General features: G+C 55.3%; 15 protein-coding genes. 13 read left to right on the top strand and 2 right to left on the bottom strand.

Annotated elements, in window-relative coordinates; all coding sequences use genetic code 11:
* Positions 1-113 precede the first annotated feature (113 nt).
* The 5 genes from ACK8P7_RS05190 (at position 114) to ACK8P7_RS05170 (ending at position 5,298) form a co-directional block, all read left to right on the top strand.
* The gene (locus ACK8P7_RS05190) at positions 114-2,147 is read left to right on the top strand and encodes a DHH family phosphoesterase (RefSeq protein ID WP_410043184.1); all 2,034 of its coding nucleotides are present in this window, start codon (positions 114-116) and stop codon (positions 2,145-2,147) included.
* Positions 2,147-2,593: a 50S ribosomal protein L9 gene (rplI, locus tag ACK8P7_RS05185; RefSeq protein ID WP_410043161.1), complete on the top strand. Its 447-nt coding sequence runs from the start codon at positions 2,147-2,149 to the stop codon at positions 2,591-2,593. Before ACK8P7_RS05190 ends, rplI begins: the two co-directional genes overlap by 1 nt.
* Before the next feature lie 89 nt (positions 2,594-2,682).
* A complete protein-coding gene (gene dnaB, locus ACK8P7_RS05180; RefSeq protein ID WP_410043160.1) occupies positions 2,683-4,041 on the top strand; it encodes a replicative DNA helicase in 1,359 nt (452 codons plus the stop codon).
* A 188-nt stretch (positions 4,042-4,229) separates the two neighbouring features.
* Positions 4,230-5,000: an adaptor protein MecA gene (locus ACK8P7_RS05175; RefSeq protein WP_410043159.1), complete on the top strand. Its 771-nt coding sequence runs from the start codon at positions 4,230-4,232 to the stop codon at positions 4,998-5,000.
* Between the two features lie 55 nt (positions 5,001-5,055).
* Positions 5,056-5,298, top strand: a complete 243-nt coding sequence (locus ACK8P7_RS05170) for a DUF1858 domain-containing protein (RefSeq protein WP_410043158.1) — start codon at positions 5,056-5,058, stop codon at positions 5,296-5,298.
* 131 nt (positions 5,299-5,429) lie between these two features.
* Here the strand turns inward: ACK8P7_RS05170 and ACK8P7_RS05165 are convergent, their stop codons facing one another.
* Entirely contained in the window at positions 5,430-6,023 is a 594-nt protein-coding gene (locus ACK8P7_RS05165; protein WP_410043157.1) for a TetR/AcrR family transcriptional regulator, read from the bottom strand.
* Positions 6,024-6,322: 299 nt separating this feature from the next.
* Here ACK8P7_RS05165 and ACK8P7_RS05160 point away from each other — a divergent pair, with 299 nt between their 5' ends.
* The 5 genes from ACK8P7_RS05160 to ACK8P7_RS05140 all read left to right on the top strand — a co-directional run bounded on the left by ACK8P7_RS05160 (position 6,323) and on the right by ACK8P7_RS05140 (position 14,299).
* Positions 6,323-8,821: an efflux RND transporter permease subunit gene (locus tag ACK8P7_RS05160; RefSeq protein WP_410043156.1), complete on the top strand. Its 2,499-nt coding sequence runs from the start codon at positions 6,323-6,325 to the stop codon at positions 8,819-8,821.
* Positions 8,822-8,858: 37 nt separating this feature from the next.
* Positions 8,859-11,507 carry a hypothetical protein gene (locus ACK8P7_RS05155; protein ID WP_410043155.1) on the top strand — a complete coding sequence of 883 codons (2,649 nt, stop codon included), beginning with the start codon at positions 8,859-8,861 and terminating at the stop codon, positions 11,505-11,507.
* Positions 11,508-11,654: 147 nt separating this feature from the next.
* Complete coding sequence (locus ACK8P7_RS05150) at positions 11,655-12,974, top strand: hypothetical protein (protein WP_410043154.1); 1,320 nt, start codon at positions 11,655-11,657, stop codon at positions 12,972-12,974.
* A gap of 195 nt (positions 12,975-13,169) precedes the next feature.
* Positions 13,170-13,997: an AzlC family ABC transporter permease gene (locus tag ACK8P7_RS05145; protein ID WP_410043153.1), complete on the top strand. Its 828-nt coding sequence runs from the start codon at positions 13,170-13,172 to the stop codon at positions 13,995-13,997.
* Positions 13,997-14,299, top strand: a complete 303-nt coding sequence (locus tag ACK8P7_RS05140; RefSeq protein WP_410043152.1) for an AzlD domain-containing protein — start codon at positions 13,997-13,999, stop codon at positions 14,297-14,299. Before ACK8P7_RS05145 ends, ACK8P7_RS05140 begins: the two co-directional genes overlap by 1 nt.
* 234 nt (positions 14,300-14,533) lie before the next feature.
* Here ACK8P7_RS05140 and rsmI read toward each other — a convergent pair whose 3' ends face one another.
* Positions 14,534-15,385, bottom strand: coding sequence for a 16S rRNA (cytidine(1402)-2'-O)-methyltransferase (rsmI, locus tag ACK8P7_RS05135; protein ID WP_410043151.1), 852 nt, complete (start codon positions 15,383-15,385; stop codon positions 14,534-14,536).
* 358 nt (positions 15,386-15,743) lie between these two features.
* On the opposite strand from rsmI, the gene ACK8P7_RS05130 reads away from it, so the two are divergent.
* The 3 genes from ACK8P7_RS05130 (at position 15,744) to ACK8P7_RS05120 (ending at position 19,748) form a co-directional block, all read left to right on the top strand.
* Positions 15,744-16,307, top strand: a complete 564-nt coding sequence (locus ACK8P7_RS05130) for a hypothetical protein (RefSeq protein ID WP_410043150.1) — start codon at positions 15,744-15,746, stop codon at positions 16,305-16,307.
* Between the two features lie 73 nt (positions 16,308-16,380).
* Entirely contained in the window at positions 16,381-17,679 is a 1,299-nt protein-coding gene (locus ACK8P7_RS05125; RefSeq protein ID WP_410043149.1) for a glycoside hydrolase family 10 protein, read from the top strand.
* The gene (locus ACK8P7_RS05120; RefSeq protein WP_410043148.1) at positions 17,679-19,748 is read left to right on the top strand and encodes an ATP-dependent helicase; all 2,070 of its coding nucleotides are present in this window, start codon (positions 17,679-17,681) and stop codon (positions 19,746-19,748) included. Before ACK8P7_RS05125 ends, ACK8P7_RS05120 begins: the two co-directional genes overlap by 1 nt.
* Positions 19,749-19,767: the final 19 nt, after the last annotated feature.

Here is a 19,767-nt window from a genome sequence, read left to right as displayed (position 1 = left end):
CTGAAAAGAAGACGAGGCTGTACCGGAGTTTTCCGGTACAGCTTTTTTCGTATACCGGTTTATGCTATAATCGTATTCGAATTGCTATGCCTTCGTTTCAGGGAGAGCTTATGATGAAGAAAAAAACACAAAGTGTCATCGATATATATCTGGCCTGGCCAATTGTTATCATCGCCATCCTGCTGCTCGGCGATATCGTTCTCTGGCTGACGGAACCGCGTGGCGCATTGATCCTGCTGCCCTTTATTCTCATCGCCACTGCTTTTGCGCTGCTGCTGTACTTTACACGTCAGTCGAAGCTGCAGGGCGCACTGCAGGCTTACGCGATCGGCGCCTGTGAGGTGCATACGACCATCTTCGATGAGATGCCGACGCCATACTGTATGGTCGATGAGCGTGGCAATGTCCTGTGGGCGAACCGCAGCTTTCGTGAAATCGCCGGGAATCGTCCGGATGCCCGGAATATCCTGCAGATGTTTCCGAATATCCATAAGGAGATGCTGGAGGAGGATGACGTTATCCTGGAGATCCACTCGGATTATCAGGATCGAAAATATCTCGTCGATCTGATGAGGACAGCGGTTACGACAGAGGATGGCAGTGCGCCATCGCTGTATGCGCCGGATCAGAAAACCATCGCGGTTTACCTTCGGGATGAAACGGAAGAAACGGTACTTCGGACGCAGCTCAATCAGGAGCATATCGTCATCGGTCTCGTTTACATCGATAATTACGATGAGGTCCGCGAACAGATCGAGGAGGTTCGACGTTCACTGCTGACAGCGCTGATCGATCGAAAGATCAGCCACTATATCTCGTCGGTGAATGGACTGATCTATAAACTGGAGAAGGATAAATATGTTTTTATCCTGAAGGAGCAGTATTTCGATCGTATGCTTCAGGATCGCTTCTCGATTCTCGAAGAGGTGAAAAATGTAAACATCGGCAATGAAATGGCCGTCACACTGAGTATCGGTATCGGTTATGGTGCCGACTCCTATCAGAAGAACTATGAGTATGCACATACCTCCATCGATATGGCACTCGGTCGTGGTGGCGATCAGGCGGTCGTGAAGTCAAACGAAAATCTGACCTACTTCGGTGGGAAGACGCAGACGCAGGAGAAGGCAACCCGAGTGAAGGCGCGTGTGAAGGCACAGGCCTTCCAGGAGCTCCTGGAAACACGGGACCGCGTGCTCGTCATGGGCCATGCGAACAGCGATGTGGACTGCCTCGGTGCGTCCGCCGGTGTATATCGGATGGTGACGGAACTCGGAAAGCGCTGCTACATCGTCGAAAATACGGTGACGGCACCGATTCTGCCGCTGAAGGAGCGCTTCCTGCAGAGCGCTGACTATCCGGAGGATATGTTCATCACCGGTGCGCAGGCGCTGCAGATGGTGGATAACAGTACCGTGCTCGTGGTGGTCGACTGTAACCGTCCATCCATCATCGACGAACCGGATCTGCTCCGGGCATGTAAGACGATCGTGGTCTTCGATCACCATCGTCAGAGCAGTGAGACGATTCAGGGCGCGGTGCTCAGCTACTGTGAGCCGTATGCGTCGAGTGCCTGCGAGATGATCGCCGAGATGATGCAGTACATCGCCGACGGAATCAAGGTCAAGGGACCGGAGGCGGATGCGATGTATGGCGGTATCGTCATCGATTCACAGGAGTTCACGGTGCAGACCGGCGTACGAACCTTCGAGGCGGCGGCCTATCTCCGCCGCTGTGGTGCGGATATCACACGTATCCGGAAGATCTTCCGTGAGAACTTCAAGGATTATCAGGCGAAGGCAGCGGCCATCTCCAGTGCGGAGATCTACCGCGATGCGTACGCCTTCAGTACGATCGAACCGAAGGGACTCGAGAGTCCGACGGTCGTGTGTGCACAGGCTGCGAATGAGCTGCTGAACATCCGCGGAATCAAGGCCAGCATCGTACTGACACTGTATAATGATATCATCTATGTATCTGCACGCTCCATCGATGAGATGAATGTACAGGTACTGATGGAAAAGCTCGGCGGCGGCGGACATCGCACGATCGCCGGGGCGCAGCTTCGCGAGGGCAGCTTGCCAGAGGCGATCGCCACGATCAAGCAGGCCATCGACGAGATGATTAAGGAAGGAGAGGCTTCATAATGAAGGTTATTTTATTAAAGGATGTAAAGTCACTGGGTAAAAAGGGTGAAATCGTAGAGGTATCCGAGGGCTACGGACGGAACTTTATTCTTCCGTCGAAGACAGGTGTCCTCGCAGATAATAAGAATCTCAACACACTGAAGCTTCAGAAGCAGAACGATGCGAAGATCGCAGCCGAGAAGCTTCAGGAGGCACAGGAGCTGAGGGAGAAGATCGAGGCGGTAAAGGTTACGATCCCGATCAAGTCCAGTAAGGACGGACGGACCTTCGGTTCTGTTTCCACGAAGGAAGTACAGGAAGCGCTGAAGAAGCAGGCCGGCATCGAGGTCGATAAGAAGAAGCTTTCCTGCGATGTACCGATGAAGAATCTGGGCGGTTATCGTGTAAACGTCAAGCTTCATAAGGATGTCACGGCGGTTCTTCAAGTTTCTGTGATCAGCGAATAAGCGTGACATATCCCATATCGATGTTCTGCAGGGAGCTCCTGCAGGAACATCCGATACGGTAGGTTTACACAGAATCACACAGGAGTAGTATGGCAGAGAATAATGAAAACATTCTGACCAGGGTCGTTCCCCACAGTCAGGAAGCCGAACAGAGTGTCATCGGCGCCATGCTCCGGGATAAGGATGCGGTCTCCACTGCCGCAGAGATGCTCCGCCCGGAGGACTTCTATCAGAAGCAGTATAGTCTCATGTTCGACGCGATGACCCAGCTCTATCAGAAGGATCAGCCGGTCGACCTCGTGACGCTGTCCGAGAAGCTGAAGGCGACGAGCAACATCCCGCCGGAGGTATACGACATCGCGGTGATCCGTGATATCGTCATGTCGGTGCCGACGAGTGCCAATGTAAAATCCTACTGCACCATCGTGAAGGAGAAGTCGATTCTCCGTACGCTCATCCGGACGAACGAAGATATCGCAAATATGTGTTACAGCGGCACGGAGTCCGCGGATACGATCCTGAATGAGACGGAGCAGCGGATCTTCAAGCTCCTGGAAACCAGAAACACCGGCGACAGTGAGGATATCGCAACCGTCGCGATGAAGGTGCTCGAGAACATCCAGGAAGCCGCACAGAACGGTGGACAGATCACCGGTATCCCGACGGGCTTCAAAGCGCTCGACTATAAGACCGCAGGGCTTCAGCGCTCGGATCTCATCCTCGTAGCGGCTCGTCCGTCCATGGGTAAGACCGCCTTCGTCCTGAATATCCTCGATAATGTCGGCGTACGGCAGAAGAAGCCATGTATGATCTTCTCACTCGAAATGAGCCGGGAGCAGCTCGTCAACCGTATGCTCTCGATGGAGTCGCTCGTCGATGCAGATAAGCTCCGTAAGGGTTCCCTCACGGATGAGGACTGGGGCGAGCTGATCAATGCCGTCGACCGTGTCGCAGATGCAAATATCACCATCGATGATACACCGGGTATTACGGTCGGAGAGCTCCGCTCCAAGTGCCGTAAGCAGAAGCTCGAAAAGGGACTCGACCTCGTCATCATCGACTACCTCCAGCTCATGTCCGGTGGCGGACGTGGCGGCGAGAGCCGTCAGCAGGAGATCTCGGAGATCTCCCGTTCCCTGAAGGCGGTTGCACGAGAGATGAAGTGTCCGGTTATCGCCCTTTCCCAGCTGTCGCGAGCGGTAGAGCAGCGTCCGGATCATCGTCCGATGCTGTCCGACCTGCGAGAGTCCGGTGCGATCGAGCAGGATGCCGATATCGTGATGTTCCTGTATCGTGATGAGTACTATAATAAAGATACGGAGCATCCGCATGAGGCGGAGGTCATCATCGCGAAGCAGCGTAACGGTCCGATCGGTACCGTCATCCTCGGATGGCAGGCAGAGTATACACGATTTGTAAACGCTGCCCTCGATCGCGACAATCACTGATCAGACGCAGGATGAGGATGTAAGAACGTGCGGCTTCTGCAGATTTCACCAGAATCAGACGGAAATCTGCGGTTGCACGTAAAAGTTTTATAAAATCTCATGTAGAGATTTGCATTTTATACCGCTTTCAGTTACTATAATCTGAATATAAATACCGGAGTTCTTCCGGTAGCGAAGGAGGCGCCATTATGAAAATTGAACGAATTGATGACAACTCCATCAGATGCACACTGACGAGCCTGGATCTGAGCTCTCGTAACATCAATCTCCGGGATATGACCTATGGGTCAGAAGCCGCGAAGCGACTGTTCACGGAGATGATGCAGAAAGCGCAGAACGAGGTCGGCTTCACCGCCGACAGCGGACCTCTGATGATCGAGGCCGTACCGCTTCAGGGCGGTTCGATTCAGCTCGTGATTTCAAAAGTAGATGATCCGGAAGAGCTCGACACACGCTTTTCGAAATTTACAGCGGCTGCCGCCGGCAGTCAGAGCGGCTGGATCTCTCAGCTCGCAAGTGAAATTCTCGAGGGTGCACATGGACTTCTTCAGGAAATGAAGGATAAGGCATCGCAGCAGGCGAATACACTGGATGGTGGAAACGCCGCGACGAGTGGACCGGACGGACATGCGGAAGCAGATGCGGATCGCCACGATGACGATACGGATGTTTATCGCATCTACGCCTTCCAGTCCCTGGATCGTGTCATCGATGCAGCGACTGCCATCGGTGACATCTATGATGGTCCGAATACCCTGTATAAGGACCCGCAGGACCATCACTTCTATCTCGTTCTTCATGCCGGAAAGGGTGGGGCCAATGCACTCAACCGTGCGTCTAATCTCCTCTCGGAGTATGGAAGCAAGCTGAAGGAGAATGAGCTATATGAGGCATATTTCAGTGAGCACTATGAGCTCTTCCTGAAGGAAAATGCCCTGCAGAAGCTGAGAAGCATCTGAGGATAGAAACATAGACAGGCTGCGGAACGCAGCCATGAAAGAGGAGAACACAATTATGACGATTACGAAGGATATGCGCATCGGCGATCTGCTTCAGATGAATGAGATGATCGCTCCATTTCTGATGCAGAACGGCATGGGCTGTGTGTACTGCCCGTCATCCATGATGGAGTCACTGGAAGAGGCCTGCATGGTGCACGGCATCGACTGTGATATGCTGACGGCCGACCTCAATGATGTACTGCTCGAGTACGAGGAGGCACAGAAGGCACAGCAGACAGAGCAGCCGGAAGCATAAATCCAAACCGAAACACAAAAACAGGGCGTCATGTGCGCCCTGTTTTTTTATACGCTCTGCAACCGTTCAGGCAGTACCGCCTCCTCCAGGTTCCCCACTGCCTGAATGGTTACGTATCCAGCATTCATATTTTATTTCGACTTCATCGAGAGTCCGCCGCTCAGCATATCGCCGGTGATGATGGCGAGCTCGTGTGGGGTCTCCTTCATGTTGCTCGAGAACCAGTACTGCAGCAGACTGATCAGTCCGCCGACGATGAAGGCATAGTAGCTGTCGAACTGCTCCGGGCGCTGCTTCTTCGTGATGAAGGACCACTCATTCAGGCACTTCTCACGGACCAGCTCCTTCAGACTGTTCAGGAAACGGATATCTCCGTTTTCGCCGATCAGGATGCGGATGAAATCGCCGTTTTTCATGCAGAGCGTATAGACACTCTCGAAGAAGCGGGTCGCGTCATCTGAAACACTCTTCTCGTCAAATTCGTTCAGCGTTTCCTTAAACTCCTCCAGGATATCATCCTCGGTCTTCTCCAGGAGATCGAAGACATCCTTATAGTGCAGATAGAAGGTGCCACGATTGACATCTGCGAGATCGGTGAGCTCTCGTACCGAGATATCCTTCACCTGCTTCACCAGCATCAGATTCGCCAGTGCACCCTTTAGTGCGGCTCTGGTCTTTCGGATACGACGATCCATCGTATCATTTTCTTTTATAGAACTTCCCATATCCATACCCTCCAAAGGCCATTAACAGCCTGAATATATAAATTTCGTGGTTTTTCACACGTGTTAGACACATATTATGAAAATGTTTATTTATAAACCAAGTGGCCAAAATTGACCATTGATAATTTGCACGCTCGTCTATATAATGGACAGTACCACAGAAATAGACATGTGTCAATAAATGAAACGCAGGTTAATAAAGAACTCGTATCAATTAAAACGCAAAATGTCGTGGATTCAGTGGCGGGACATACTAAAACTTGTTTTTTCATCGAAAAGACAGTGCAGGAGAGAGCAACATGAGCTTATTCAAGAAGAAAACGCAGGATACGGCCAGAGAAGCGTCTGTAAAGCAGGCACGAAATGAAATCCACCTTCCGGAGGATGAAGCCATCGAAGCCCACAAAAAGAAGAGGGAAGCGAAAAAAGCGAGGAAGCAGGAGTATAAGCACGGAAATCTCGCCGACTTCATCGTCGATCATAACAAGGGCATCCGAAATCTCATCATTCTGCTGGTGGTTTTCTTCGGTTTATGTTATCCACTCGTTTCGGTCAATTACGATCTGACGAAGTACCTTCCGAATGATGTGGATTCGAAGATCGCCATCAATAAGATGCGCGATGTCTTCGGCTATCCGGGTACCGGACGACTGATGCTGAAGGATGTCACTCTCTATGAGGCGAAGCAGTATAAGAATGAAATCGAGGCTATCGATGGTGTCGACCAGGTCATCTGGTGTGACCTGACGACGCAGGTCTATGGCTCCTCCGAGTTCATCAACTACGATGATATCGATGACTACTATAAGGATAACAACGCCGTCATGGATATCACCTTCGAAGAGGGCGATACCTCGAAGCGAACGCACAAGGCCATCCAGGAAATCGATGATCTGATCGGTGACCGCGGCTACCTCGTCGGCATGTCGCCGACGAATAAGTTCATCGAGGAAAACGTAAAGAAAGAGATGCAGCAGGTCATGGGCATCGTCGTCGTCCTGATCTTCATCATCCTCCTCTTTACGACGACCTCCTGGTTCGAACCGGTTCTCTTCCTGACGATCATCGGCTGTGCCATCGTACTGAATAAAGGAACGAACATCTTTCTCGGCGAGATCTCGTATATCACGAACAACATCTCGGATATCCTGCAGCTCGCCACCTCGATGGACTACGCGGTTTTCCTGCTCCATGCATATGAGCGACAGCGTGAGCAGGGCCTCGAAAAGGTCGCTGCGCTGAAGCAGGGCCTCATGAGTACCATCACGACCATCCTGGCCTCCTCACTGACCACCTTCTTCGGCTTCATCGTCCTCGTCTTCATGCGATTCAGCATCGGCTGGGACATGGGTATCGCGATGGCGAAGGGTATCATCTGTTCCCTTCTGATGGTCATCTTCCTGATGCCGTCCCTGCTGCTCAGCTGGTCTGACCGTATCGACCGCATGAAGCACAAGCCGTTCCTGCCGAAGTTTCACCGCTTCAGTATCGCGGTCAATAAATTAAGCCCGATCATCCTGGTGGCTGCCCTCGTGGTGGCCGGTCCGATCTACTTCGCACAGGGCATGAACAAGTTCATGTACGGCCCGGATGCGACGGGTGCCGGACCTGGAACCTCGATGTATGAAAACTCCGCGGCGATCGACGAGGAGTTCGGTCGAAGCAATCTGCTCGTCGCGATCTTCCCGGATACCGATCGGCTGAAGGAGAAGGAGCTCTGCGATAAACTGGAAGATCTTCCATACGTGAAGAATGTAACCGGCATGGAGGCTTACCTTCCGGAGGGACTTCCGGAGAGCTTCCTTCCGAGCTCTGTGACCGAGCTTTTCCATAAGGACGGCTATGCGCGACTGCTCATCTATATAAGAACGAAACCGGAATCCACGACCGCCTTCAAGTACTCGGATGAGGTCTCCGACATCATCAAGAGCTACTACCCGGGCGAGGCGTACATCACCGGTAACACCCCGACGACCCAGGATATGGAAACCGTCCTGATCCCGGATTATAACCTCGTCAACGGTCTCGCGATGATCTGTATTTTCATCGTCGTCGCGATCTCGTTCCACTCGGTCGTGATGCCGATCATCGCGATGATTCCGATCATGATGGCGATTTACGTGAACATGGCGTTCCCGTACTTCGCCGGCCGGGAGCTCATCTTCATCGCCTACGCCGTGGTCTCCTGCGTACAGCTCGGATCCACCATCGACTATGCGATTTCGTCGACCGAGAACTACCTGCAGACCCGTGCCGTCGAGCCGGATAAGCGGAAGGCTGCGATCCGTGCGACGCAGCTCAGCTTCCCGTCCATCCTGACATCGGGTGTCATCCTGATCGTCTGCGGTTATGTCATCAGCTTCATGTCGTCCATCCCGGCGATCAGCCAGGTAGGCCATCTCGTAGGACGAGGCGCGATTTTCTCCGTGACCTTCGTTACCCTCCTGATGCCGTGCCTCCTGCAGCTGGCCGACCGCTTCATCACCGTGCCGGCTGCCACCAAGCGTGCACGCCGTAGAGCCGCGATCAATGAAACGATCCTCGGTCTCCGCGAACGCCGCCGTGCCCGTCACCAGCGGGTGAAGGAGCTCCTCGGTGGACATGGCACAGCCACTTCCGAAGCCAATGTCTCCACCGCGAAGATAGATACCTCCGCCGGAAGCATTGACCAGGGCACAGCGTCCGAAGCCAATGTCTCCACCGCGAAGGGAGATACCTCCGCCGGCAGCATCACGAAAGACGAAGTGAAGGAAACCGCATCTGAAAACAGTGACCACGAAGCATCAAGCGAAAAGTGAAGGAGTGAGGACAATGAGAAAGCATTCAGTCCAGAAAATGATGAAAAAAACGGCGGCTTACACAGTGCTTTTAAGCTGCCTTACCACAAATATCCTGGTCGCACCGATGACGGCGTATGCCGGACAGGCGACCGCAGATGTCGATGAGACCCTGTACCTGAACCTCGACTACTATGGCAACGTCAGTGATGCCAATGTCGTGAAGGGCATCAACTTCAACGGCACAAGCAGCTACACGGACTTCGGTGACTATCTGAAGATCACCAACATGACCGATGAGCAGAAGCCGGAGATCAAGAACGGTTCCATCACCTTCGAGAAAAACAAGAACGGAAAGTTCTTCTTCCAGGGCGAGCTGAAGCCGGATAAGATCAAGGCACCGTGGACCTTCGACATCACCTATAAGCTGAACGGCGTGGTGACCGATGCGGATAAGATCGCCGGTGCGTCCGGCCTCGTCGAGATGGACATCGACTGCACGCCGAACAAGAGCGTGTCGAAGTACATGCAGGACAACATGATGCTCTTCGTGGCGATTCCGGTCGACATCCAGAAGTGCTATTCGGTCGATGCACCGGAGAGCCAGACCATGACCCTCGGCCAGTATACCGGTATCGTGTTCACTGCGCTCCCGGGCCAGGAGGGACACTTCCAGGTTCGTCTCGGTACCGATCAGTTCGAGTCGGTCGGCGCGATCTTCGCGATGACCCCGGGCACCGTCGGTGCGCTGAACAAGATTAAGGATCTCAAGGACATCAAGGATGATTTCCGTGATGATACGAACGCCATGCTCGACGACTTCGATAACGTCCTCGATGATGTGACCGATGTCAGCGCACAGCTGAAGATCACAAACCAGATCCTCGAGCAGCTGCAGTCCGGCAAGAATAAGATCCACGGTAACGCGCAGGTCATCTTCGATGGCAATGACGTCGCCATCCAGGATCTCCGCGACCTGAACGGCACCCTGACCCCGCTGAACGACGATCTCAAGACTGCGCAGTGGATGGTCTATGATGTCAATCAGAACCTGAACACCCTCGACTCGGATCTCATGGACTCGAGCGCGAAGCTGAAGAGCCTGAGCACGAAGCTCAAGCGGCTCGGCAGCTCCATGAGCGGGACAAGCATCGACAACCTGCAGATTAAGGATATGTCGGATGAAATCCATGGCGTGACATCGACGCTCGGACAGGTGAATACCGATATCAAGAATCTGACGGATTCTAAGAATCGGGAGGAGTTCAAGGCGAGTGCGTCGGAACTTGCAGTCGGTGCCGGACTTTCACATGTAAAGAATCATACAACGGGTGTAAACGCAAACACATCAGCATCTGCCGCAGTAACAGATGAAATCGAAACTCGTATTAAGAAGATTCAGAAAGCAGCTAAGATTGCGCAGAGCGGTCAGGAAAGCAATGAAGAATATGTAGCGAAGGTTAAAGAAGTATGTACGGAAGCAATAAAGAATGAGTTTTCATCTGCGCAAACTGAGGCCGGATCGAACCTAAATACGAATTTAGGCGAGGCTGTGTATGAGGCGCTTGTGGCCAGTGGTGAATTACCAGAAGCAGCCTTGACTGCGCAGAAGAACACCATCTATATCCTCGCAACTGCGCTTCAGAATATGGGTATCACCGATACGAAAACCATAACAAAGTCTGTGGGGACAGCACTTGCAACAGCAGCGTCTGGTGGAGATGTGGCAACAGCACTTGCGCCAACGCTCTCTGCATCATCGAGAGGTGAGGAAGCAAAGGAAAAGGCTGTTAAAGCCCTGATCCAGACAGAAACTCAGAAGGCAATAGTAAGCAGTGGCTTAACAGATCAAGAGAAGTATGCTTACGGTAATCATCTTAAGGATTTCACAAAACTTCAAGAGGATGCTTCGGCTCTTAATAAGACTGCAATTGGCTCCAGTGCATCGCAGCTTGTAGATGATGTGAATGGTCTTACCGGTGCCATCGAAGATATCCTGAATGCGACCGACAGTCTCGTCGACAGTGATGCGGCTGAGAATCTGGTCGACTACATCAACAGCGTCACATCGGATCTCAATGAGATCATGGACAATGGTGGTGCGGTGGCGTTCGATGCGGCGAAGACGCTGAATACGCTTCGCAGCGTGATCAGCGACATCGATGAGCTCATCGGCATCATGAATGCGTACTATAATGATGTGCAGAAGACCCTCGAAGATTCCGAGAATGTGCTGACCCAGATTCAGAAGACCTCCGGTGATGCGGCGACGGCGCTTCAGAACCTGAACTCGACGCTTCGCTCCGCAGAGCCTGACTTCTCTGCAGCGGCAGACAACTCCTTCAAGGTCGGTCACATGGCGATCGACAACACGAACAAGATCGTCGACGATACGAAGGATTTTAAGTCCACCGGACGCAATCTTCGTGATACGATTAATAACAAGCTCGATGAGGAGGAAGCAGACAACAACTTCCTGAACATGGACCCGGAGGCGACGAAGGTTTCCCTCACGAGTGATCAGAACCAGGAGCCGACCTCCATCGCGATCATCTGCCGTTCGGATGAGATTTCCGTCGACGATGACACGACGAAGACCCTCGATGCGGAGGTTCCGGATGCATCGACGACCCTCCTCGGCAGAATCAAGGCGGTATTTGTGAAGCTCTGGAACACGGTTCGTTCCCTGCTCGGCATGGACGACTAAAACGTAGAGGAAGAGAAGATCCCCGTGGCGTGGCGGATCCGCAGCGTGCGGCAGCCCGAACGACACGGTTTCGCCGCATCCCCCGCAGCGAGGGCTGATGGAAGCATTGGCCCAGGACGCGGGCGGATGGCGCGGAAAGGAAGCACTATGAAAAAGATACAGAAAACACTGATGATCACCGGTGCGCTCGCAGCACTGATGGCGTCGCCGGCACTGGCGATGATCAAGTCGATCGAGATCAACGCGGACACGGATTCTATCCCGAGCTACAGCGCGGGCACGGCGTTTTTCCCGGAGTACGAGGTATCGGATGACGACGCAGACGGGCTGACCGTGGCCTTCTCCCCAGAGGCCAGGTCGGCGATGGGCAGCGCGAATCCGACGATTCCGGCGACCGTGAAGTTCACGATCCAGAGCGACAGCGAGGATCTCGATGACGACCTCCGGATCATCGGCACCGGCATCCGCAGCACCTATGTGGATACCGTGTCGGTGGATAACTCCGAGGCGACGGGCCGCCTGCTGGTGTACCCGTTCTACGAGCTGATCGCACCGACCGTGACGATCAACGGCACAGAGGCACATTGGGCCGAGGTGCCATACGCCGGAAAATACGAGATCGTGACGACCTATGTAAATAAGAGCGGCAACGAAACCACGACGCATCATACGACGAAGAACTGTCACTATAGCATCGCGTCGGCGGTGGCCAATGCTTATAACGGTCAGGTCGGTGTCGCGGTGCGCGCGCTGCCGACGGGCGATGAGGGCTATCAGACGCTCACCGTCGCAAACGGCGGCATCGTGAACGGCGTCGCGAAGTGGGATGCACTCACGGAGTTTGCAAACCAGTACGAGCTGAAGATCAGCTATACGCTGAACGACGGAAAGAAGCAGACCACCCGCTGCAAGACCACGGACACAAGCAAGGATGTCAGCGCGTATGTGAATTCCGCGGCGAACAACTCGCTCGTGGTGACCGTGCGTGCCCTGCCGAAGCAGAACGACGCGGCGTACTACAACATCGCGACCTCTGAGTGGGGACGTGCCGGCGGATATACAGCGGACACCTCGGACTATGAGATCGACGATAAGTGGGCATTCCTTTCCAGCTATCAGGCGACGGTCGAGGGTGACTTCGCGACGAAGCTTCGTGGCAGCGCAGCCCGCTTCGGCACCACGGCCTCGACCGGCAGCCAGGACGGCGCCTGGAACCGTGTCGCCTACCACTGGCAGTACATCGTGAACGGCACAGCGTTTAACCAGGGCTGGCGCCAGATCAACGGCAGCTGGTATTACTTCGACCCAGACGGCTACATGCACACCGGCTGGCTCGAGTGGAACGGCCATTGGTACTACCTCGAGTCGAAGGTCGGCGCGACCTGCGGCACCATGTATACCGGCACACAGCAGATCGGCGGCGCGACCTACAGCTTCGCAGCCGACGGCATCTGCCTGAACAGATAATTTTATATACGTGAAGTCGGGTCCCCGGAGGGCTGTCTGCAGAAGCACGATGCTGACAGCCCTCCGGGGACCTTTTGTGAATTCGTGATATAAATATCAGATATGGCAGATTCCACTTAACATTCCTGAGAAACTCCGTTATACTGTTTGTCGACTTTACATAGGGAGAACAGGCAGGGAAGCCTGTAAGAGAAGATGAATAAACAGTGGTTTTCAAAGGGCTTACGCGATGGCATTCCGATCGCGGCGGGATATTTTGCAGTGTCGTTTGCGCTCGGCATCGCGGCGCGGAACGCAGGACTCAACGCGTTTCAGGCGACGCTCGCGAGCCTGCTGTGCAACGCCTCCGCAGGTGAGTTCGCGGGCTTCACGGTGATCGCGAGCAATGCCTCCTACCTCACCATGGCGGTGATCACGGCGATCACGAATGCGCGCTACCTTCTGATGTCAGCGGCACTCTCACAGAAGCTGCCGGCGGATACGAAGCTCGGTCATCGACTGCTGGTTGGTTTCTGGATCACGGATGAGATCTTCGGTGCCTCCGCGACGGTACCAGGCAAGCTGAATCCATTTTATAATTACGGACTCGCGGTGTGCGCGCTCAGCTTCTGGGCCCTCGGCACCTGCCTCGGCGTCGTGGTCGGCAACATCCTGCCGGCGAATGTCGTGAGTGCGCTCGGCGTACTCCTGTACGGCATGTTCCTCGCCATCATCATGCCGCCGGCGCGGAAGGATCGGATCGTACGTCTGCTGGTAGCGGTATCCATGCTGCTCAGCTTCATCTTTGCACGTGCACCATGGATCTCACAGCTCAGCGATGGCACGCGCATCATCATCCTGACCGTGCTGATCGCCGGTGCCGGCGCGGTTCTCTTCCCGATTTCCGATGAAGAGGAGAAGGCCCAGGGTGAGGGGGTCGATATCAGCGCGGCAGATATGAAGAGTGCGCTGGATACAGAAGTGGAGAAGCTCGAAGAAAATGTGGATAACGCGGTCACTGCAGGAAAGGAGGCCACGAAGTGATGCATCAGAAATATGTGTATATCTTTATCATGTTCTTCGTGTCGTTCCTGATCCGTGTGCTGCCGCTGACACTCATCCGGAAGGAAATCAAGAACCGGACGATCCGCTCGTTCCTCTACTATGTGCCGTACGTGACCCTGGCGGTCATGACCTTCCCGGCGATCATGGACGCGACCGCGCAGCCGATGGCGGGCCTCGCCTCGCTCCTGCTCGGCATGATCATCGCCTGGTACGGCGGCGGCCTCTTCCCGACCGCCATCGCCTGCAGCGTGACGGTATTCGTACTTGAGATGATACTGTAACGGAAGACGCCAGAGAACGACCACTGAAAGCCATACGTAGAGAACGTGAAGAATCAAAATCCTACCCCTTAGAAGTACTTGGAGTAATTTTTCCTTAGCACCCTCTGCAACGCTGAGTTTTCATCAAGAAAACTCAGTGATTGCAGAGGGCCTAGTACTTCTTAGGGGTAGGATTTTAGATTCTTCCGTTCTCGCAGTACTGTGCTTCCAGTGGTCGTCCTCTGGTGGCTTTCGCTACGTCTTCAATTCGGTATAAATATCACGCTTCGAGACACCGCGGTCCTTCGCGACGGCCTTCATGGCGTCCTTCTCGCTCATGCCCTGATCGAGGTAGTGCTGCATATGCTCCGTGAGCGGCATGGCGTTCCAGTTCGCCTGCGCCTCCTCGGTGATGGACTCCGGAGAGCGCCCCTCGATGACGAGCACATACTCGCCGAGCGGGTCCTCCTCCTGATACAGCGCGATGGCGTCGCCGAGGGTGGTACGGATCGCTTCCTCATGCTTCTTCGTGAGCTCACGACAGAGGGAGATGCGGCGCTCACGGCCGAGGACGTCCGCGAGATCCTGGAGGGTGACACGTAGCTTGTGTGGAGCCTCGTAGAGAATCATCGTGCGGGTCTCGGTGCGCAGCTCCTCGAGGATGCGCTGACGCTCCTTCTTGTTCGCCTTTTCCGTCGGCAGGAAGGCCTCGAAGGCGAAGCGGCGGGTCGGGAGCCCGGAGATGGTGAGGGCGGTGACGGCTGCGACCGGTCCCGGCAGCGAGGTGACGGTGATGCCGGCCTCGACGGCCTGCCGGACGAGCTCCTCCCCCGGATCGGAAACGCAAGGCGTGCCGGCGTCCGTGATGATCGCGACGTTTTTCCCGGCGAGCATATCCTGCACCAGCGCCCGGGCCTTGTCGTATTTATTAAATTCATGGTACGCCGTCATCGGCGTTTTGATCTCGAAATGATTTAACAGCTTGATCGAGTTTCGTGTATCCTCCGCGGCGATCACGTCGACGGACTGTAAGCACTTCACCACGCGAAAGGTCATATCATCGAGATTACCGATCGGTGTCGCGCATACATACAGTGTTCCTGCCATTGTAAACCTCCATAACTGCAGCTTCCTCCGGGACCGTCACAATCCGCGTCGCGAGAACATGGGCGGTCGACGACATTGACCGATCGGCATACGTGGCCGGCGCCCCCGGCGGGAGCTGCATCGTTAAGCTCCATTGTAAACGAAACGCTTCCTATAAACTATTAATTTTTTTCAGAATGTTTAAGATTTCAGCACATTACTTGCAAATATAGTAGTGCTCTGCTATATTACGAATGATTAAAAGGCTCTTCGGGGCTTTATTTTTTACTTACAGAGTATATAAAATCGGTCGCCGGTGCTGCGTATATGCGCATATATCCGCGTAGTCACGTACCGGACGATGATGAGGAGAAAAAAGATGAAGAAACTCATGGCGATGCTTGTCCTGGCAGCGACGATCTGTATGGCAGTTGCAGGATGTGGTAAGAAGGCAGATGATCAGACACAGGAGACCGTAAAGGCAGCGGAGACCGCGCCGGATGGTTCTGCGGTTACGAAGGCAGCTGCAGAGGTAGAGACCAATGCAGAGAATGGTCTCCCGGCGAATCGTCAGCCGGATGCGACGGCACCGGTCGTAGATACCGTGATGGTATATGCGATGGTCAATGGCAAGATGTCTCAGGTGATGGATTCCGTAGAGGAGCTCAACGAGCAGGCACTGCTTGATAAGCTGATCGAGCTGGGCACCGTCGCAGAGGGCACGACCCTCGTCAGCTTCGAGAAGGTCGATACGGGTGAGACCGTTCTGGCCGGCCCGGGTGCTCCGGAGGGACAGGATACCATGTCGGTACAGGATGGTGTACTGACACTGTCCGGTTTCAAGCCGGGTGAGGGCCTCGATGAGGTAACCGCAGAGAAGGCTGTAGCCGACACCTACGCTGCAAACTTCGAGCTGAACCAGTGCACGGTAACACTTCAGTAAGACACGAGACGAAAACACCGCAGGGCCTCCTGCGGCGTTTTTTCATATTCGGGGACCGATGAGAGGAGGAAGCATGAATTTTAAACGTTTGGCAGCCATGGTGCTCAGCGTCGTGATGATGCTCGGGGCGATCGCGTGGACCGGTGGTGCAGAGGCATACGCGGCGAGCGTCGTGGGCCGAGGCGTGACGCGGACGGGCAGCCCGGCGGGGGACAATGTCTCCGGCGCAGGCAGCAGCACCTCCGCGGGCAGTGCTTCGGGCGCAGACAGCGGCGAGCTTCGCGGTGCGTGGTTTTCCTACCTCGACTGGCAGAACATGCCGACGGATGAGGCGGGCTTCAAGGCCGCGGCAGATCAGGTGATGTCCGACATCCAGAAGAACGGCATGAATGCGATTTTCTGCCATGTGCATAGTCACTCGGATGCGTATTATCCGTCCTCCGTACTTCCGACATCGAAGTTTCTCCCTGGAAACGGCCGCTTCGACGCACTCCAGTACATGATTGACAGTGCGCACCGGCACGGTCTCAGCTTCCATGCGTGGTTCAACCCGTACCGCGTGACGGGCTACCAGATGAAGTGGTCGGATGTGCCGGCGGGCTCCATCGTGAAGCAGTGGTATGCGTCTGGCAACCGGAACGTGCTGCTCTTCGACGGGAACTATTACCTGAATCCGGCGCAGCCGGCGGTGCGTGATCTCGTCGTCTCTTCGATCCGCGAGGTACTCACGAAGTATGCGATCGATGGCGTGCAGTTCGACGACTACTTCTACCCGGATCTCGGAAAGGATGCCGCGACGAACTTCGATTACCCGGAGTACCAGCTCTACAGCGGGAACGCGTCGATCACGGAGTGGCGGAAGGCCAATGTCTCGGCCCTCATCGCCGCCGTGTACCAGACCGTGCATGCGGTCCGTCCGTCTGCGGTGTTCGGCGTGAGCCCGGTGGGACCGCTCCGGAATCTGCGAAGTGAGAAGAGTTACTTCGTAGACATTGACACATGGATGAGTCACACGGGCTACATCGACTACGTGCTCCCGCAGATCTACTTCGATTTCGAACAGAAGACCGGCAGCGGTGTGGCGTCGGATGCTGCGTATGCGACCTGCCTCGACAGCTGGCTGAAGCTTCGCCAGAAGACCGGCGGGAAGGTGAAGCTCTACGTCGGCCTCGCGCTCTATAAGTGCGGTACGAACAGCTGGGACGGCAATGCGAAGCCGGAGTGGCTCCGCCGCAGTGACATCCTCCTCCGGGAGGTGCAGCTCGCACGGCAGAGCGGCCAGGTGAGCGGCTTCGGCATCTATGCGTACCAGAACTTCGATGATGCCGCGGCACAGGCAGAGCTCGCGAACTTAAGGACGGTATTTCAGTGATGACCTGGACCGAATTCACCAGTCGATTTCCGATACAGTTAAATCAGCAGCAGGAGAGCGCCGTACAGTCCGTCGAGGGCCCGGTGCTTCTTCTCGCGGTGCCGGGCTCCGGTAAAACGACCGTGCTCGTGACACGGCTCGGCTACATGATTTTCTGTAAGGGCATCGCACCGGAGCGGATCCTGACGGTGACCTATACGGTAGCGGCGACGAAGGATATGGCGGAGCGCTTCGCATGCCGCTTCGGAGCGGAGATGGCCGGGCGCCTCGAGTTCCGCACCATCAACGGCATCTGTGCCCGTGTGATCCAGTACTGCAGCTGGAAGAGCGGCCGCACCGCGTTTTCGCTGCTCACCGATGAAAAGCGCATCGCTGCGATGCTCGCCGGCATCTACCAGCGGATCGAGCACAGCTATCCGACCGAGAGCGACCTGCAGAATGTCCGTACACTCATCACCTTCATCAAGAACCGTATGCTGGGTGAGGAGGAGATCCGGGCACTCGAAAAGGACGCGGAGATCCAGCTTCTTCGGATCTATAAGGCGTACAATGCTGAGCTCCGGGAGCATCAGCTCATGGATTACGACGACCAGATGGTCTATGCCTATACCATGCTCCAGCGCTTCCCGTGGCTGCGCGAGCATTTCCAGCAGCAGTACCCGTACATCTGTGTCGATGAGGCCCAGGACACCTCGAAGATCCAGCACGCCATCATCGCCCTCCTCGCGTCCCGGACCGAAAACCTCTTCATGGTCGGCGACGAGGATCAGAGCATCTACGGCTTCCGTGCGGCCTATCCCGATGCGCTTCTCGAGTTTGAGCAGCATCATCCCGGTGCCCGGGTCCTCCTGATGGAAGAGAATTTCCGTTCGGATGCCAGCATCGTCCGCGCCGCTGACCGCTTCATCCAGAAGAACACCCTGCGCCACGAAAAGCACATGCAGCCCGCCCGACCGAAGCAGCGCGAGATCCGGGAAATCCCGCTCGCGAACCGGAAGGCCCAGTACAGCTATCTCCTGAAGGTGGCGGAGGGCTGTACGGCCGCGTATGCAGCGGATCAGGAACAACGGGCGGTCGCAGCCGACGAAGTGAAGGAGAGAGCGGATGGCGGCCCGGCGACCGACACGCTGCACGCGGACAGGCGTAGAAGCTTGTCTCCGATCGCGGTCCTCTACCGGGATCACGAATGCGCGCTCCCACTGATCGACCTCCTCGAACGAAACGGCGTGCCATATAAGATGCGGAACGCCGATATCGGCTTCTTCACGAACCGGGTCGTACTCGACATCTGCAACATCATTCGCCTCGCTGAGAACCCGCTGAACACGGAGCTTTTCATGCAGCTCTACTACAAGCTCGGCACCTATCTGCGCAAGCAGGATGCGCAGAGCATCGCAGACATCAGTCAGCTCGAGGGACTCTCCGTCTGGGACGTAGCACTCAAACACGGCGGGCTCAATGCCTATACCAAGGGAAAGGTCCGCGCCATTCAGACCCATATGCGGAACCTGCGGAAGGAGAGCGCCGGCCGCGCGGTCCATCGCATCGTCGAGTACATGGGCTATCGTGAGTACATGGAGCGAAGCGAGATCAAGGACACGAAGCTTGACATCCTCCGCATCCTCGCGGATCAGGAGGACAGCCCGCGCCATCTCGTCGACCGCCTCGAGAAGCTCCGACAGGTCCTGAAGGAGAAGTCGTCGGAGCGGGACTGCCCGTTCATCCTCTCGACCATCCATGCCAGCAAGGGCCTCGAGTACGACAGCGTGTATCTCCTCGACGTCATCGACGGTGTCCTCCCGGCGCAGATTCCGAAGGACCTGAAAAAGGCCGAAAAGGCGGAGCTCGAAGCCTACGAAGAAGAGCGACGCCTCTTCTATGTCGGCATCACCCGCGCGAAGGACCAGCTGTACGTCTTCACGATGAAGACCCAGCACTCCGCCTTCTGCGATGAGCTCTTCCAGCGGACGCCGAAGAAGAGCAGCGTGAAGCCGGCCCCGACGTACAGCGGCACCGCACCGAGCAGCTGGGGCGGCTACATCAGCATCACCGGACGGAACCGGCGCTGAGGGCAACAGTTCAGGCAGA

The sequence above is a fragment of the Oribacterium sp. P9 genome (genome assembly GCF_046365365.1).
In the GTDB taxonomy this organism is placed as follows: domain Bacteria; phylum Bacillota; class Clostridia; order Lachnospirales; family Lachnospiraceae; genus Oribacterium.
Note: the sequence above shows the minus strand (reverse complement) of the source record. Positions and strands in the feature narration are given on the sequence as shown.

What these genes read in the sequence shown, in the direction of transcription:
- ACK8P7_RS05150 (WP_410043154.1), top strand. Translation starts at nt 11,655, where the DNA reads ATGAAAAAGATACAGAAAACACTGATGATCACCGGTGCGCTCGCAGCA.
- ACK8P7_RS05145 (WP_410043153.1), top strand. Translation starts at nt 13,170, where the DNA reads ATGAATAAACAGTGGTTTTCAAAGGGCTTACGCGATGGCATTCCGATC.
- ACK8P7_RS05130 (WP_410043150.1), top strand. Translation starts at nt 15,744, where the DNA reads ATGAAGAAACTCATGGCGATGCTTGTCCTGGCAGCGACGATCTGTATG.
- ACK8P7_RS05165 (WP_410043157.1), bottom strand. Translation starts at nt 6,023, where the DNA reads ATGGGAAGTTCTATAAAAGAAAATGATACGATGGATCGTCGTATCCGA.
- ACK8P7_RS05140 (WP_410043152.1), top strand. Translation starts at nt 13,997, where the DNA reads ATGCATCAGAAATATGTGTATATCTTTATCATGTTCTTCGTGTCGTTC.
- ACK8P7_RS05170 (WP_410043158.1), top strand. Translation starts at nt 5,056, where the DNA reads ATGACGATTACGAAGGATATGCGCATCGGCGATCTGCTTCAGATGAAT.
- ACK8P7_RS05125 (WP_410043149.1), top strand. Translation starts at nt 16,381, where the DNA reads ATGAATTTTAAACGTTTGGCAGCCATGGTGCTCAGCGTCGTGATGATG.
- rplI (WP_410043161.1), top strand. Translation starts at nt 2,147, where the DNA reads ATGAAGGTTATTTTATTAAAGGATGTAAAGTCACTGGGTAAAAAGGGT.
- ACK8P7_RS05175 (WP_410043159.1), top strand. Translation starts at nt 4,230, where the DNA reads ATGAAAATTGAACGAATTGATGACAACTCCATCAGATGCACACTGACG.
- dnaB (WP_410043160.1), top strand. Translation starts at nt 2,683, where the DNA reads ATGGCAGAGAATAATGAAAACATTCTGACCAGGGTCGTTCCCCACAGT.
- ACK8P7_RS05160 (WP_410043156.1), top strand. Translation starts at nt 6,323, where the DNA reads ATGAGCTTATTCAAGAAGAAAACGCAGGATACGGCCAGAGAAGCGTCT.
- ACK8P7_RS05155 (WP_410043155.1), top strand. Translation starts at nt 8,859, where the DNA reads ATGATGAAAAAAACGGCGGCTTACACAGTGCTTTTAAGCTGCCTTACC.
- ACK8P7_RS05190 (WP_410043184.1), top strand. Translation starts at nt 114, where the DNA reads ATGAAGAAAAAAACACAAAGTGTCATCGATATATATCTGGCCTGGCCA.
- ACK8P7_RS05120 (WP_410043148.1), top strand. Translation starts at nt 17,679, where the DNA reads ATGACCTGGACCGAATTCACCAGTCGATTTCCGATACAGTTAAATCAG.
- rsmI (WP_410043151.1), bottom strand. Translation starts at nt 15,385, where the DNA reads ATGGCAGGAACACTGTATGTATGCGCGACACCGATCGGTAATCTCGAT.